13 protein-coding genes are annotated in these 15,781 nt (G+C 73.2%); 2 read left to right on the top strand and 11 right to left on the bottom strand.

Annotation, left to right across the window (positions count from 1 at the left end):
* Positions 1 to 15 precede the first annotated feature (15 nt).
* The 9 genes from ACFZDI_RS18850 to hrcA all read right to left on the bottom strand — a co-directional run bounded on the left by ACFZDI_RS18850 (position 16) and on the right by hrcA (position 10,112).
* Entirely contained in the window at positions 16 to 957 is a 942-nt protein-coding gene (locus ACFZDI_RS18850; RefSeq protein ID WP_391251802.1) for a ribonuclease Z, read from the bottom strand.
* Positions 958 to 963: 6 nt separating this feature from the next.
* Positions 964 to 1,317: a histidine triad nucleotide-binding protein gene (locus ACFZDI_RS18845; RefSeq protein ID WP_234846749.1), complete on the bottom strand. Its 354-nt coding sequence runs from the start codon at positions 1,315 to 1,317 to the stop codon at positions 964 to 966.
* Between the two features lie 123 nt (positions 1,318 to 1,440).
* Positions 1,441 to 4,635 carry a S41 family peptidase gene (locus tag ACFZDI_RS18840; RefSeq protein ID WP_391251799.1) on the bottom strand — a complete coding sequence of 1,065 codons (3,195 nt, stop codon included), beginning with the start codon at positions 4,633 to 4,635 and terminating at the stop codon, positions 1,441 to 1,443.
* A 45-nt stretch (positions 4,636 to 4,680) separates the two neighbouring features.
* A complete protein-coding gene (locus tag ACFZDI_RS18835; protein WP_234846747.1) occupies positions 4,681 to 5,226 on the bottom strand; it encodes a hypothetical protein in 546 nt (181 codons plus the stop codon).
* Positions 5,227 to 5,275: 49 nt separating this feature from the next.
* Positions 5,276 to 5,668, bottom strand: coding sequence for a VOC family protein (locus tag ACFZDI_RS18830; protein ID WP_107454896.1), 393 nt, complete (start codon positions 5,666 to 5,668; stop codon positions 5,276 to 5,278).
* Positions 5,669 to 5,684: 16 nt separating this feature from the next.
* Positions 5,685 to 6,425 carry a 16S rRNA (uracil(1498)-N(3))-methyltransferase gene (locus tag ACFZDI_RS18825; protein ID WP_391251796.1) on the bottom strand — a complete coding sequence of 247 codons (741 nt, stop codon included), beginning with the start codon at positions 6,423 to 6,425 and terminating at the stop codon, positions 5,685 to 5,687.
* Positions 6,422 to 7,495, bottom strand: coding sequence for a nitronate monooxygenase (locus ACFZDI_RS18820; protein WP_391251794.1), 1,074 nt, complete (start codon positions 7,493 to 7,495; stop codon positions 6,422 to 6,424). The genes ACFZDI_RS18825 and ACFZDI_RS18820 overlap by 4 nt, the downstream gene beginning before the upstream one ends.
* Before the next feature lie 464 nt (positions 7,496 to 7,959).
* The gene (gene dnaJ / locus ACFZDI_RS18815) at positions 7,960 to 9,096 is read right to left on the bottom strand and encodes a molecular chaperone DnaJ (RefSeq protein WP_185013342.1); all 1,137 of its coding nucleotides are present in this window, start codon (positions 9,094 to 9,096) and stop codon (positions 7,960 to 7,962) included.
* Positions 9,096 to 10,112: a heat-inducible transcriptional repressor HrcA gene (gene hrcA / locus ACFZDI_RS18810; RefSeq protein WP_234846743.1), complete on the bottom strand. Its 1,017-nt coding sequence runs from the start codon at positions 10,110 to 10,112 to the stop codon at positions 9,096 to 9,098. The genes dnaJ and hrcA overlap by 1 nt, the downstream gene beginning before the upstream one ends.
* A gap of 171 nt (positions 10,113 to 10,283) precedes the next feature.
* Here hrcA and ACFZDI_RS18805 point away from each other — a divergent pair, with 171 nt between their 5' ends.
* On the top strand, positions 10,284 to 11,015 hold the full coding sequence (locus tag ACFZDI_RS18805; RefSeq protein ID WP_391251791.1) for an MBL fold metallo-hydrolase: 732 nt from the start codon (positions 10,284 to 10,286) through the stop codon (positions 11,013 to 11,015).
* A 31-nt stretch (positions 11,016 to 11,046) separates the two neighbouring features.
* Positions 11,047 to 11,850, top strand: a complete 804-nt coding sequence (locus tag ACFZDI_RS18800) for a DUF3097 domain-containing protein (protein WP_234846741.1) — start codon at positions 11,047 to 11,049, stop codon at positions 11,848 to 11,850.
* A gap of 172 nt (positions 11,851 to 12,022) precedes the next feature.
* On the opposite strand, the gene hemW is transcribed toward ACFZDI_RS18800, so the two are convergent.
* Positions 12,023 to 13,255 (bottom strand): radical SAM family heme chaperone HemW, encoded by a 1,233-nt coding sequence (gene hemW, locus ACFZDI_RS18795; protein WP_391251788.1) that lies wholly within the window; start codon positions 13,253 to 13,255, stop codon positions 12,023 to 12,025.
* Positions 13,256 to 13,282: 27 nt separating this feature from the next.
* The gene (locus ACFZDI_RS18790) at positions 13,283 to 15,751 is read right to left on the bottom strand and encodes a SpoIIE family protein phosphatase (protein WP_391251786.1); all 2,469 of its coding nucleotides are present in this window, start codon (positions 15,749 to 15,751) and stop codon (positions 13,283 to 13,285) included.
* Between the last annotated feature and the right edge of the window lie 30 nt (positions 15,752 to 15,781).

The following is a 15,781-nucleotide window of genomic DNA, read 5'->3' as shown; positions in this document are numbered from 1 at the left end:
CATCGTACGGCCGTTTCACCGACGCTTCGGGACCGGCACCCTCAGTAGATCGTGCGCCACGGTCAGCTCACCCTCGTACCCGGCGGCCCGGGCCTGGCGCTCGAACTCTCCCCCGCTCTCGGCTTCGCTCGAGCGGGAGGTGCCCCCACGCCCTGTGTAGCGCTGGCTGAAGTGGGTCAGCACGAGGTGCCGCACGCCGGTGTCCCGGGCCACGCGGGCCGCCTGACCTGCCGTCAGATGGCCGTGCTCGACGGCGAGTTTCTCGTCCTCGTCGAGGAAGGTCGACTCGATGACGAGCATGTCGCAGCCCTCGGCGAGCGCGTACACGCCGTCGCAGAGGCGGGTGTCCATGACGAACGCGAACCGCTGTCCGCGCCGCACCTCGCTGACGTCCTCCAGCGACACCCCGCCGAGCGCGCCCTCGCGCTGGATCCGGCCCACGTCCGGGCCCTTGATGCCGTGCGCGGCGAGCCGCTCCGGCAGCATGCGGCGGCCGTCGGGCTCGACGATCCGGTAGCCGTACGACTCCACCGGGTGCGACAGCTTCCGGGCCTCGATCGTGTACCCGTCCGTGCGGGCGAGCGGCCCGTCCGAGGCGACCGGGGCCTCGGTGATGCCAACGGTCTCGCGGTAGGCGGTGGCGTACCGGAGCCGGTCGAAGAAGCGCTGCCCGGAGCGGGGGTAGTGGGCGGTGATCTCGTGCGGGACCTTGTCGAGGTTGATGCGCTGGATCACCCCGGCGAGGCCGAGGGAGTGGTCGCCGTGGAAGTGCGTGACGCAGATCCGATTCAGGTCGTGGGCGGCGACCCCGGCGCGCAGCATCTGGCGCTGCGTGCCCTCGCCGGGGTCGAACAGGATGCCCTCGCCGTCCCACCGCAGCAGGTAGCCGTTGTGGTTGCGGTGCCGGGTCGGCACCTGGCTGGCGGTGCCGAGCACCACGAGTTCACGTACGGACAAGGCGGACTACCCGGGGGGCCATTCGAGGCCGCGGCCGCCGAGCACGTGGCCGTGCACGTGCCAGACCGTCTGGCCGGCGCCGCTGCCGGTGTTGAAGACGAGGCGGTAGCTGTCGAGCTTCTCCTCGTCCGCTACGGCCTGGGCCTCGCGGACCACGTCGGCGGTGAGGGCCGGGTCGGCGGCGGCGAGGGCGGCGGCGTTCTCGTAGTGCGCCTTGGGGATGATCAGGACGTGGGTGGGGGCCTGGGGGTTGATGTCGCGGAACGCGACGGTCGTCTCCGTCTGGCGGACGATGGTCGCCGGGATGGTGCCTGCGACGATCTTGCAGAACAGGCAGTCGTCCTGGGGTTCCCCGGCCATGCGGTTACCTCCGAAGTTCGGGCGTTGTGGTGCCGACGGCATCGTATCGTCGTCGGGTGCGAGTGCGTTTGGGCTGGTCGCGCCCACGCGGCGGAGCCGCAAATTCGATGCAGCCCCGCGCCCCTAAAGGGTTGGCACAGCCGGGGGCGTTTTCGCCGGACTGGACTCCAGTGCCTCCAACGCCAGCCTGATTGCCTCGTCCAGTTGGGTGTCCCTCCCCGCCGCGTGGTCCTGCGGGCGTTGCAGGACCTCCACGTCCGGGTCCACGCCGTGGTTCTCCACTCCCCACTCGTAGCCCTCCAGCCAGAAGGCGTACTTGGGCTGAGTGACCAGGGTGCCGTCGACCAGGCGGTACCGGCTGTCGATGCCGATGACGCCGCCCCAGGTGCGGGTGCCGACGACCGGGCCGAGGCCCAGGGCCTTGATCGCCGCGTTGACGATGTCGCCGTCGGAGCCGGAGAACTCGTTGGCGACGGCCACGACAGGACCGCGCGGGGCGTCCTCCGGGTAGCTGTAGGGGCGCATGCCGCGCGGGACGGCCCAGCCGACGATACGGCGGGCCAGCTTCTCGACGACCAGCTGGGAGGTGTGGCCGCCGCGGTTCTCACGGACGTCGACGACCAGGCCCTCGCGGGCGACCTCGACACGCAGGTCGCGGTGGATCTGGGCCCAGCCGGGAGCCTGCATGTCCGGGACGTGGAGGTAGCCGAGGCGCCCGCCGGACTTCTCGTGGACATAGGCGCGGCGGTCGGCGACCCAGGCGTGGTAGCGCAGGGGTTCCTCGTCGGCGACCGGGACGACGACGGCGTGCCGGGGGTCGCCGCCGCCCGACGGGGAGACGGTCAGCTCCACCGGCTTGTTCGCGGTGCCGACCAGCAGCGGGCCGGGGCCGAGAACCGGGTCGACCGGCTGTCCGGCGACCGCCACGATGGCGTCCCCGGGGCGCACCGCGACGCCCGGCGCGGCCAGCGGGCTGCGGGCGTCCGGGTCGGAGGTCTCGGAGGGCAGGATGCGGTCGACGCGCCAACTGCCGTCCTCGTGGCGGGAGATGTCGGCGCCGAGCAGGCCCTGGCGGGGGCCGCCGCCGTGTCCCCCGCGCGGGATGACGTAGGCGTGCGAGGTGCCCAGTTCGCCCTGGACCTCCCACAGCAGGTCGACCAGGTCGTCGTGGGTGGCGAGCCGCTCCACGACCGGGCGGTAGCGGTCGAGGACGCCGTCCCAGTCGACGCCGCTCATGTCGGGCCGCCAGAAGTGGTCGCGCATGATGCGGCCGTTCTCGTCGAACATCTGGCGCCACTCGGCCGCCGGGTCGACGAACTGCCGCACGCGGCCCAGGTCGACGGTGATGTTGGAGTCGCTGTCGTCGTCGCCGGAGGCGCGCCGGTCGCTGGGGACGACCTTCAGCCGCCCGTCCGTCCACAGCAGCACCCGCTTGCCGTCGCCGCTGACCGCGAAGTGGTCGGCGTCCACGGCGAGGTGTTCCAGGCGCTGCTGGGCGAGGTCGTAGCGCTCCAGCTCGGACTTCGGGTCGGGGTCGTCCGGGGTCGCCCGGGACGCGCCGAGCACACCGGCGACCGGGTGGCGCAACCACAGGACACCGTCCTTGGCGGCCCGCAGGTTGGTGTAGCGGGCGGCCTCGACCGGGAAGGGCACGATGCGGTCGGCGAGGCCTTCGAGGTCGATGCGGGTGGTGGGGGTGCCCTCGCTGTCGGGGGTCTCCTCCCGGTCGGGCGTCTCGAAGGAGCGGCCGTGCCGCTGCGGCCCGAACGGGGAGGGCGTGGTGGCGGCGAGGGTGATCAGGTGCGGCCGGGCGCCCACCACGAAGGCCAGGTCGAAGACGTGCTCGTCGTAGACCGGGTCGAAGGAGCGGGTCGACAGGAACACGAGGTGCTTGCCGTCCATCGTGAAGGCGGGCGCGTAGTCCTGGAAGCGCAGCGGGGTGGCCTCGGTGACCGACAGGTCGGTGGTGTTGGCGAGTTTCAGCTGGCACAGCGGCCGGGGGCCGGGGTGGGACCAGGCCAGCCAGGACGAGTCGGGTGAGAAGACGAGGCCCGACACGTCGCCGTCCTCGCTGCGGTCGACCTCGCGCACCTCCCCCGTCTCCCGCTCCACCAGCAGCAGGCGCCCGTCGTGGCAGGACACGGCGGCACGGCTGCCGTCGGGCGCCATGGCGAGGTCCAGTACCCGGCCGAGCTGTCCGGCGGCGATGCGGCGGGGTGTCGCCCCCGGGGCGAGTCCGGTGGCGGGCGCGAACTCCAGGGCGTCGTCGCCCTCGGCGTCCGTCACCCACACCACCCACTGCTCGCCGTCCGCGCGGAACGTCCGCGGCAGCCGGGCGCGTACGCCCGGGGTCGAGGCCAGTGCGCGGGCCGGGCCGGAGCGGTGGGTGACCCAGTGCACGGCGCCGCGTACGGCGACCGCGCTGCCGCGTGCGGTGTGGTCCGGGGAGGCCGAGCCGAACCAGCGGGAGGCGTTCACCGGGAACGGCTGGAGATCGACGCGCTGTCCGCCCAGCCGCACGTCCAGCCGCCGCGGCTCGGCCCCGTCCAGGTCGTCCAGGATCCACAGCTCACCGGCGCTGGAGTAGACGACACGGGTGCCGTCGGTCGCGGCGTGCCGGGCGTAGAAACCGCCGAGAGGGGTGTGGCGGCGCAGGTCGGACCCGTCGGCGAGGGAGGAGTAGAGCGCTCCGGTGCCCTCGTGGTCGGAGAGGAAACCGATCCGGTCCCCCACCCACAGCGGGTATTCGAGGTTGCCGTCGATGTCCTCGTGGAGCCGCACGAATTCGCCGTTGTTCTCGGGGTCGATCCACAGCTTGCCCGCCGTACCGCCGCGGTACCGCTTCCACCAGGCAGCCTCGCGTCCCATGGGTGCGGACAGCAGGACCGTGTGCGGGCCGTGGGCGACGTCGCCGACGGGCCCGTACGGCAGTGTGGTGGCCGGTCCGCCGTCCAGCGGGACGGCACGCGCCCAGGTGCGGCGCAGGCTGGCCTCCCCATGGGCGCTGATCGCCAGCACCTCGCCGTCGGGGGTCCAGCCGCGCACCTGTGTCTTGGGGCTCCCCCAGTACGTCAGCCGCTTGGCGGGGCCGCCGTCGACCGGGGCGATGAACACCTCGGGGGCGCCGTCCCGGCCGGAGGTCCAGGCGACGGTGGTGCCGTCGGGCGAGATGCGGGGCTGGGTCACCGGCATGTTGTCGGCGCTGACCCGCCAGGCCCGGCCGCCGTCGAGTGGAGCGAGCCACACGTCGTCCTCGGCGGTGAAGGCGACCAGGTCGCCGTGCACATGGGGGAACCGGAGGTAAGCAGGCGATGTCACCTGATCACCCTATGCAGGGACGACGCCGCACGGACAGGGTTCGGATCACTTGCCCTCGACAGGGCGGCAGTCCGGGTACCGCTCGCACCAGATGGTCTGGGTGACGGTCACCGTGACGGTCGGTCCGGGCTGCCCGTTCGCCGGCCCGCCGACGGGGGGCGGGGTGCTGGAGTTGCAGTCGCCGAGGCCGTCGACCTGGAACCACACCTTGCCGTCCACCTTGGCGGTGATGTTCCCGCGCACGCAGGCGCCGTCCACCGCGTGGGTGACCTTGCCGTCGACGGTGATGTCCTTGCCGTCGTCGGTCTCGCCCTCGCAGTCGACGGTGGCGACGGTCCGCTCACGCGCCGAGGGTGACGACTTCCCGCCGTTCTCCCCGTAGGAGGCGGTGCAGGTGAGCCACCGCACGCCCGCCTTCTGCCGGTTGAGTTCCTTGGTCACGGTCTCGTCGGTGGTGTAGGCGACGGACGCGGCGCTGACGCTGCCCGGTTCGCAGGCGACGGCGCCGCCCACCGCCACCACGGCGAACGCCGCCGCGATCGCGACGCGCCGCCCGCGCGGCACCGGCCGATGACTTTTCGAAGCCCCCATGGAGGGGAGCCTGCCACTGTCGGGGGCCGCGCGGTAGGGCGCAAAGGCGTCAGCCGCGCAGCAGCAGCCACTCCTGAAGCTCCACCAAGTTGCCCTCGGGGTCCTTGAGATGGGCCACCCGCATACGGTCCGTCATGGGCGCCGGGCCGTGCAGGACGGTCGCGCCGCGCATCGTGATCTCCTCGCAGTACGCGTCCAGACCGTCCACCCGCAGCACGACAAGAGAGCGGTGGCCCTCGGCCGTGTCGCCCAGTTCGTCGAGCACTTCGGCCATCATCGACCGGTCCTGCAGCGCGATCCCCGCGGAGCCGACCGCGGGGCTGAACTTCTCGTACGGCCCGTCCGCCGCGCCCGACTGCGGTTTGAGGCCGAGGACCTCGCCGTAGAAGCGGTAACAGGCGGCGAAGTCGGTCACGAGCAGACGTACCTGTGCGAGTTCCACGGTGCCTCCGAGGGGGTCAGGACCAGCGTCCGGTGCGTGCCAGGAGTACGGCCGCGGCGGCCGTCCCGGCGGTCGATGTGCGCAGCACACTGCGCCCGAGGCGGTAGGCCTTCGCCCCCGCCTCCTCGAACAGCGCCAGTTCCTCCGGCGCCACGCCCCCCTCGGGTCCCACCACCAGCACGATCTCGCCGGTGGCCGGCAGGTCGGCGGTGGCCAGGGGTGTGTCCCCGCTCTCGTGCAGCACGGCGGCGAACTCCGCTCCCGCCAGCAGGGTGGCGACCTGCCTGGTCGTGGCCGCCTCGGCGACCTCGGGGAAGCGCACCCGGCGGGACTGCTTGCCGGCCTCCCGGGCCGTCGCCCGCCACTTGCCCAGCGCCTTCGCCCCGCGCTCGCCCTTCCACTGCGTGATGCAGCGCGCCGCCGACCACGGCACGATCGCGTCGACGCCGACCTCGGTCATCGTCTCCACGGCGAGCTCTCCCCGGTCGCCCTTGGGCAGGGCCTGGACGACGGTGACCCGGGGCTGCTCCGCGGGCTCCTCGTGCACCGACTCCAGCCGGAGGATCAGCCGGTCCTTGCCCTCCGTGTCGAGCACGACGCAGTCCGCCCAGCGGCCGGCCCCGTCCGTGAGGACGACGTCCTCACCGGCGCGCAGCCGCTTCACGGAGACGGCGTGCCGCCCCTCCGGCCCGTCGAGGACGTACCGGCCGTCACCGCCCGCGGCGAAGTCCTCGGCCACGAACACCGGCGCGGTCACAGCACACCCCCACTCGTCAACGACGCCCGGGCGGCGGCCAGTTCCCCGGCCAGCACCTCCACCAGCTGCCCGGCGGGCAGGTCCCGCGCCATCCGGTGCCCCTGTCCCGCCCACAGCGCCATGCCCTGCGCGTCACCGGCCTTGGCGGCGGCCTTGCGCAGCGGCGCGGTGAGGTGGTGGATCTCGGGGTAGGCGGCGGGCGCGTACGGGCCGTGCTCGCGCAGGAACCGGTTGACGAGGCCGCGCGCGGGCCGCCCGGAGAACGCCCGGGTCAACTCCGTGCGCACGAACAGGGGGTTGGTCAGTGCCTGCTTGTGCAGGGCGTGCGCCCCCGACTCGGTGGTGGCGAGGAAGGCGGTGCCCAGCTGGGCCGCGCTCGCGCCCGCGGCGAGGACACCGGCGATCTGGCTGCCGCGCATGATGCCGCCGGCGGCGATGATCGGGATACTCACGGCCTCGCGGACCTGCGCGATCAGCGACAGCAGTCCGAGGCCGGAGCCGTCCGTCTCGGGGATGTCGCGGTGGGTGCCCTGGTGGCCGCCGGCCTCGACGCCCTGGGCGATGACCGCGTCCGCGCCCGCCCGCTCCACGGCCCGGGCCTCGTCGGGGGTGGTCGCGGCGGCCAGGACGAAGGTGCCGACGCGGTGCAGGGCGTCGACGACCTCCCGGCTCGGGACGCCGAAGTGGAACGACACGACCGGTACGGGGTTGTCGCGCAGCACCACGAGCTTGGCCTCGAAGCCGTCGTCCCGTCCGCTGTCCGCGTCGCCGAGCTCGGCCTCGTACCAGGTGGCCTCGCCGGCCAGCTGATGGGCGTAGACGTCGACGGCGGCGGGGTCGGCGTACTCCGGCTGCGGCATGAAGACGTTGACGCCGAAGGGCCTGCCGGTGAGGCTCCGGAGCTGCTTGATCTCCTGGTACATCCCGTCGGCGGTCTTGTAGCCGGCGGCGAGGAATCCCAGCCCGCCCGCTTCGCACACGGCGGCGGCCAGCTTCGGTACGGAGACGCCGCCCGCCATGGGGGCCTGCACGATCGGGTGGGGGAAGAGATCGGTCAGTGCGGAGGACATGACGGCATGTTGTCACGTCCTCCGGACAACCCCTAAACCGGCCTGCCGACTGGCATAGACCAGAGGAACAGGCACCTCCCGTCACCCGGGAGGCACCCCGCATCACCCGTCACAGGCGCCGGCTCAACGCCCGTTGAACGCATCCTTCAGCCGCGAGAACAACCCCTGCTGCCCCGGCTGACCGTGCCTGCCCGGGGGACGACCCCCGGACCCCAGGCAGCGGCCCGACCACTCGCGTCAGCGACCGTTGAACGCATCCTTCAACCGCGAGAACAGCCCCTGCTGCCCCGGCTGACCGTGCCTGCCCGGGGGACGACCCCCGGACCCCCAGCAGCGGCCCGACCACTCGCGTCAGCGACCGTTGAACGCATCCTTCAACCGCGAGAACAACCCCTGCTGCCCCGGCTGACCGTGCCTGCCCGGGGGACGACCCCCGGACCCCGGCAGCGGCCCGACCACTCGCGTCAGCGACCGTTGAACGCATCCTTCAGCCGCGAGAACAGCCCCTGCTGCCCCGGCTGGAACTGCCCGGTGGGGCGTTCCTCGCCGCGGAGTTTGGAGAGTTCGCGCAGCAGGCGCTCCTGCTCGGGGTCGAGCTTGGTCGGGGTCTGGACCTCGACGTGGACGATGAGGTCGCCGCGTCCGCCGCCGCGCAGGTGCGTGACGCCCCGGCCGTGCAGCGGGATCGACTGGCCGGACTGGGTGCCCGGGCGGATGTCGACCTCCTCCATGCCGTCGAGCGTCTCCAGCGGCACCTTCGTGCCGAGGGCCGCCGCCGTCATGGGGATCGTCACCGTGCAGTGCAGGTCGTCGCCGCGCCGCTGGAACGTACTGTGCGGCAGCTCGTGGATCTCGACGTAGAGGTCACCGGCCGGACCACCGCCGGGGCCGACCTCGCCCTCGCCGGCGAGCTGGATGCGCGTGCCGTTGTCGACACCGGCCGGGATCTTGACCGTGAGCGTGCGGCGGGAGCGGACCCGGCCGTCGCCCGCGCACTCCGGGCACGGGGTCGGGACGACCGTGCCGAAGCCCTGGCACTGCGGGCAGGGGCGGGACGTCATGACCTGGCCCAGGAAGGACCGGGTCACCTGCGAGACCTCACCGCGGCCGCGGCACATGTCGCACGTCTGGGCGGAGGTGCCCGGCGCCGCGCCCTCACCGTTGCAGGTGTTGCAGACGACGGCCGTGTCGACCTGGATGTCCTTGGTCGTACCGAAGGCCGCCTCGTCGAGCTCGACCTCGATACGGATCATGGCGTCCTGGCCGCGGCGGGTGCGCGAGCGCGGTCCGCGCTGCGACGCCGTGCCGAAGAACGCGTCCATGATGTCCGAGAAGTTCCCGAAACCACCGGCTCCGAAGCCGCCCGCGCCACCGCCGCCGGCCTGCGAGAGCGGGTCGCCGCCGAGGTCGTAGACCTGCTTCTTCTGCGGATCCGACAGCACCTCGTAAGCGGCGTTGATCTCCTTGAACCGCTCCTGGGTCTTCGGATCGGGGTTGACGTCCGGGTGCAGCTCGCGCGCGAGCCGCCGGAAGGCCTTCTTGATCTCTTCCTGCGACGCGTCGCGGCGCACGCCGAGTACGGCGTAGTAGTCCGTGGCCACTACGACTCCGCCAGGATCTGTCCGACGTACCGTGCCACTGCGCGTACCGCTCCCATCGTTCCCGGGTAGTCCATGCGGGTCGGTCCGACCACGCCGAGCTTGGCGACTGCCTCGCCGCCCGAACCGTAGCCGACCGACACGACGGACGTGGAGTTGAGTCCTTCGTGGGCGTTCTCGTGACCGATCCGTACGGTCACGCCCGGATCCTTCGCCTCGCCGAGCAGCTTGAGGAGCACGACCTGCTCCTCGAGCGCCTCCAGCACCGGCCGGATCGTGAGGGGAAAGTCATGACCGAAGCGGGTCAGATTGGCGGTGCCGCCGATCATCAGCCGCTCCTCGTTCTGCTCGACGAGCGTCTCCAGAAGCGTGGAGAGCACCGTAGAGACGGTACCCCGGTCCTCGTGCTCGAACGCCTCCGGGAGATCCTCCACCAGACCCGGCACATCCGCGAAACGGCGGTTCGCCACACGGCTGTTGAGCCGCGCGCGCAGATCCGCCAGCGAGGCCTCGCCGAAGGGCGCCGGGCAGTCGACCACCCGCTGCTCGACCCGCCCGGTGTCCGTGATCAGCACGAGCATCACGCGCGCGGGCGCGAGGGAGAGCAACTCCACGTGCCGCACGGTCGAGCGGGTCAGCGACGGGTACTGCACGACGGCGACCTGACGCGTGAGCTGCGCGAGCAGCCGTACCGTACGCGCCACGACGTCGTCGAGGTCGACGGCACCCTCGAGGAAGTTCTGGATCGCGCGCCGCTCGGGCGCGGTCATCGGCTTGACACCGGCGAGCTTGTCGACGAACAGCCGGTAGCCCTTGTCCGTGGGGATGCGCCCGGCACTGGTGTGCGGCTGGGCGATGTACCCCTCGTCCTCGAGGGCCGCCATGTCGTTGCGGACGGTGGCCGGGGAGACGCCGAGGTTGTGCCGCTCGGTGAGGGCCTTGGAGCCCACCGGCTCCTCGGTGCCGACGTAGTCCTGGACGATGGCGCGCAGCACCTGAAGCCTGCGTTCACTGAGCATCGCGCACACCTCCAGATGTCTCCGCCTGCTTGCCCTGCCGGTCCGGCCTGGCACTCTGCGCGTGCGAGTGCCAGCATTCCCCGGCCCAGTGTACGGCGGTGGGGTACACCCCCGGCAAGGCTGGTCGTGCGGCGCCGTGCCCCGAGCGGGGCCCACCGCTAGCGTCGCCGTATGACGGTGACTTGGGAAGACCTGGGGTGGGAGCGCGTGGCCGCGGGGGTGGGGCGGTGCCGGCTGCCGGTGTGGGACTGCACCGCGGGGCTGGTCGTCGGCGAGGACGCGGCCCTCGTGATCGACCCGGGGTCGAGCCTCGCCGAGGGCGCGAAGGTGCGCGAGCAGGCGCGGGCACTCGCGGGTCACCGTGTGACACATCTCGCGCTGACCCATCCGCACTTCGACCACGTCTTCGGTGCCGCGGCGCTCACGGACGTGGAGGTGTTCGGCGCGGTGGGCGTGGACGCGGTGCTGACCCGGGTGCGGGACCGCGAGGAGATGCGGGCGGACGCGGTGCGCAACGGCCTGGCGGCCGAGACGGCCGAGGAGGCGGCGCAGCGGCTGGCCGCGCCCGGCCACCTGGTCTCCGGCGAGTGGACGCTCGACCTGGGCGGCGGCCGGCAGGTGCTGCTGGCGAACGTCGGCCCGGGTCACACCGCGCACGACCTGGCGGTGCTGGTGCCCGGGGACCCGGAGGTGGTGTTCTGCGGCGACCTGGTCGAGGAGTCCGGGGAGCCGCAGGCGGGCCGGGACGCGGTGCCCTCGCAGTGGCCGGCCGCCCTGGACCGGCTGCTCGGCCTGGGCGGTGAGGACGCGGTGTACGTGCCCGGTCACGGAGCGCTGGTGGACGCGGCGTTCGTGCGGGCACAACGGGACGCCCTGGCGGTGCGTTTCGGCGTGTCGCAGTGATCGCCGTCCGCCTTCTCCTATCGTCATGCGAATGCGCCAGTACTCCGCCGATCTGACCCCGCCGTGGAAGAAGCCGAAGCCGGTGCCCGAGGTCGCGGCGGAGCCGGGCCTGGTCGTGGAGGAGCCGGGGACCGGCTTCTGCGGTGCGGTGATCCGCTGCGAGGCGGGCACGGTGACGCTGGAGGACCGCTTCGGCAAGCACCGGGTGTTCCCGATGGAGCCGCGCGGTTTCCTGCTGGAGGGCAGGGTGGTGACCCTGGTGCGGCCGTCGTCGGGCGGCCCCGCGCGTCCCACCCGCACGGCCTCGGGATCGGTCGCCGTTCCCGGCGCACGTGCCCGGGTGGCCCGCGCCGGCCGCATCTACGTCGAGGGCCGCCACGACGCCGAGCTGGTCGAGAAGGTGTGGGGCGACGACCTGCGCATCGAGGGCGTGGTCGTGGAGTACCTGGAGGGCGTCGACGACCTCCCGTCGATCGTCGACTCCTTCGCCCCCGGCCCCGACGCCCGCCTCGGCGTCCTGGTCGACCACCTGGTCCCGGGCAGCAAGGAGTGGCACATCGCCCAGTCGGTGGAGAGCGCACACGCGCTGGTCGTCGGCCACCCCTACATCGACATCTGGGAGGCCGTGAAACCGTCGTCCCTCGGCATCGAGGCCTGGCCCCGGGTGCCGCGCGGCCAGGACTGGAAGACGGGCGTGTGCAGGGCTCTCGGCTGGCCGGAGAACACCGGCGCCGCCTGGCAGCGGATCCTGTCGGGGGTCCAGTCGTACAAGGACCTGGAGCCGGAACTCCTGGGCAGGGTCGAGGAGCTGATCGACTTCGTGACAGCGCCGTAGCCGCACCCGGCTGCGGGCCTGCGCGCCACCCCAGCTGCGGGCATGCGCGCCGCTCGGGGGCGATGGGGTACCCCTTGCTGGAGCGAAGCCGGCTTGGGGGAGGGTGGGCGCAGCGGCACCCCGCTACGCCGGGCTGCGCAACCCCCCGCCCCCTGCACCAACGCCCAGCACCTCAGTCCACGAGGTCCCGGACAACCCCGTCCGCCAGCAACCGCCCCCGCAAGGTCAGCACCGCCCGCCCCTCCTCGTAGGGCTCCTCCTGAAGCAACCCCTCCGACAAGGCCTTGTGCGAGGCAGCCAGCCCCTGCGACCTCAGCAGGGACAACGGCACCCCCTCCCGAAGCCGCAACTCCAGCAGAATCCGCTCCACCCTCCGATCTTCTTCGCTCAGCACCTCACGCCCGGCCCCCGGCGACCTCCCGGCAGCCAGCGCAGCCGCGTACGCCCCCGGATGCTTCACGTTCCACCACCGCACCCCGCCCACGTGACTGTGCGCCCCGGGCCCGGCCCCCCACCAGTCGGCCCCCCGCCAGTACAGCTCGTTGTGCAGACACCGCCCGGCCGCCGAGGTCGCCCAGTTCGACACCTCGTACCACTCGAAGCCCGCGCCGGAGAGAACCTCGTCCGCGATCAGGTACCGGTCGGCGTGGACGTCGTCGTCGGTCATCGGCACCTCGCCCCGGCGGATCCGACGGGCCAGCTGCGTCCCTTCCTCGACGATCAGGGCGTACGCGCTGACGTGGTCCGGCCCGGCGCCCAGCACCGCGTCCAGCGAGGCCCGCCAGTCGTCGTCGGACTCCCCCGGCGTGCCGTAGATCAGGTCGAGGTTCACATGCTCGAAGCCCGCCTCCCGGGCCTCCGCCACGCAGGCCTCTGGGCGGCCGGGCGTGTGCGTCCGGTCCAGGATCCTCAGCACGTGCTGCCGCGCGCTCTGCATCCCGAAGGAGATCCGGTTGAACCCGCCCTCGCGCAGGGTCGCCAGATACGCCGGGTCCACCGACTCCGGGTTCGCCTCCGTCGTGACCTCGGCGTCCTCCGCCAGCCCGAACTCGTCCCGCACGGCCCGGAGCATCCGTACCAGGTCACCGGCGTCCAGCAGGGTGGGCGTGCCGCCGCCCACGAACACGGTCCGCACCGGCCGCGGGTCGTCCCCCAGCACCTTGCGCGCCAGCCGGATCTCGTCGACGAGCGTCTCGGCGTAGTTGTCGCGGGAGGCCAGCACGCCCCCGCTGGAGCGCAGCTCCGTCGCGGTGTACGTGTTGAAGTCGCAGTAGCCGCAGCGGGTCGCGCAGTACGGGACGTGCAGGTAGAACCCGAGCGGACGGTCGGCGGCCCCGGCGAGGGCGGACGCGGGCAGCGCCCCGTCGTCGGGGACGGGCTCGCCGTCGGGGAGTGCGGAAGGCATGCCCTCCATTGTCCAGCACCCGGGCGGTCAGTCCGCCTGGAGCACCAGCAGCGCCAGATCGTCCGCCGGGGGCCGGGCCCCGAACTCGTGCACGAGCCGCTTGATCCGCTCGGCTATCAGCTCCGCGTCCAGGCCGGCGCACCCGGCCAGCGCCGTGGCCAGTCCGTCCCCGTCGTCGAACTGGCGGGATCCCGAGCGGCGCTCGGTCACTCCGTCGGTGACGCACAGCAGGGTGTCGCCGGACCGCAGCTCGAAGGTGTCGCTGGTGTACGTGGCGTCCTCGACGACGCCGAGGAGGGTCTGGGGCTGCGCGACCGTGTGGACCCCGCCGCCCGCCCCGAGCAGCAGGGGCAACGGGTGCCCTGCGGAGGCGACCGTGCAGCGGACGCCGCCTTCGAAGGGGACGAGCTCGCCGTAGAGCAGGGACAGGAAGCGGGTCTGGGGGCCGTCGCCCGGCGGGGTCGGTCGTGCGCCCGCGGCGACCAGCGCCCGGGCCGCGGCGTCGGCGGCCTCTGTGGCGTCGTCGAGCAGGAGCTGGTTGAGGCGGTCGAGGACGTCGGCGACCCGGTAGCCCTCGCGGGCCAGCAGCCGCAGCCAGGGCCGGGCCAGGCCGATCACGACGGCCGCCTCGGGGCCCTTGCCCTGTACGTCGCCGACGGCGAAGCACCAGCGGCCGTCGCCGGCCGGGAACACGTCGTAGAAGTCGCCGCTGGGACCGCCCTTGTCGTAGGGCTCGTAGACGAGCGCGCTGCGCACCCCGGGGATCTCCGCGACGGCGCCGGGCAGCAGTCCGCGCTGGAGCACGGCGCTGATGGTGGCCTGCCGGGCGTACTGGCGGGCGGCGCCGATGGCGAGGGCCACCCGGCGGCTGAGGTCCTCGACGAGGCCGGTGATCTCGTCGGGGAAACCGGCCGGCCCGGACCGCCCGATGACCAGGGTGCCGAGCGGCCGGCCCCCGGCGACCAGGCGGTAGGCGAGGGCCGAACCGGGTTCGGCGTCCCCGAGCGCCTCACCGGGCCAGGGACAGCCGACGGGCCCGGACCCGCCCTGGTCCCGGCCGCGCTCGAACGGGGACGCCCCCAGCGGGTCGAACGGCTGCGGCGGGTCCTTCTCGAGGGCGCGGCGCAGTTCCTCGATCCGGTTCTCGCTGCCGTGCCAGACCCGGGCGAGGCGCGCTCCGCCCACGCCGCTCCAGCCTCCGGCGGTGGCCTCGTCCTCCAGCCACACCCCGCACCAGTCGGCCAGCCGGGGCACGATCAACTGTCCGGCGAGGGCCGCGACGAGGTCCTCGTCGAGCTGTCCGGCGAGCAGGTCGGAGGCCTCGGCGAGGAACGACAGGGCACCGCGGCCGAGCCAGGCGCCGTCGGGTCCGTTCCGCCCGTCGCGCTTCTCGTGCCGGGCCCGCCAGTCCCGTAAGTCGTTCCAGTCGCGCAGGTCGGAGACCTCCCGCGTCTCGCAGACCTCCCGCACCTCGGAGACCTCCCGCGTCTCGCAGACCTCCCGCACCTCGGAGACCTCCCGCATTTCGGAGACCTCCCGCACCTCGGAAACCTCCCGCATTTCGGAGACCTCCCGCACCTCGGAAACCTCCCGCATTTCGGAGATTTCGCGCAGGTCAGGGCTCTCCCGCGGGTCGGGCTTCCCCCGCGGGTCGGAGGCCTCCTCCGAGGCAGGGGTCTCCCGTGGGCCGCCCCCGGCCCGCTTCTCCCCGACCTCCCGCGAGGCCGACCGCTCTCTCCGGTGCCGTGAGCCCCACGGTTCTCCATCGTCCCGTGGGTCCCACGGCTCACCGTCACGCCGACGGTCGAGCGAGCCCCGGGACCCTCCCTGCCCACGCGCACCCCGGAGACCTCCTCCGCCGCGCCAGCCCCGTACCGCCTCCCCCGCCTCCTCGTCCGGGTGCGCTGCGGGTGCCAGGATCTCCGCCACCCGCAGGCCGCGCGCCAGCGCGTGCTCCCCGGCGTACGCCTCGATCTGGTCGCCCGCCGCGCTCTCACCGGCGGGCAGCCGGGCCCACACGGTCTTGCGGCCCGTGCGGTACGTGATGCCCCACGCCTCGGAGAGCGCGCCGACGAGCCGGAGCCCGCGGCCGTACTCGGGGGTGTCGTGCGGTGTCTCCGGCTCGCTGCCGCGCGGGGCGCGGGAGGGGTGGTGGTCGGAGACCTCGACGACGACCGCTGCCGTGTCGGGGGCGTCGCCCTCCAGGCGGCATTCCATCTCGACGTCGGTGCCGGCGTGCACGACGGCGTTGGTGACGAGTTCGCTGACGACGAGCGTGGCGTCGTCGGCCAGGCGGTCGGTGAGGAACTCGGCGCCCGGCAGGCCGAGCCCGGTCCACTCGGCGAAGGCGGCGCGCACCAGGGCGCGGGCGACGCCCGGGGCGAGGGAGCTGCCGGGCAGTGTCGCGTGCGCCCGCGCGCGCTCCGGCTCGGGCGCCTCGGCGGCCGGCCCGGACGGTGCGGGCTCCTCGGAAGCGGGCCCCTCCTGGACGGGCACGGGCGTCTCCCAAGCGGGTGCAGGCGCTTC

The sequence above is a fragment of the Streptomyces sp. NPDC007907 genome, assembly GCF_042959365.1.
GTDB classification, from domain to species: Bacteria; Actinomycetota; Actinomycetes; order Streptomycetales; family Streptomycetaceae; genus Streptomyces; species Streptomyces indiaensis.
This window is presented reverse-complemented; position numbering and strand designations above follow the sequence as displayed.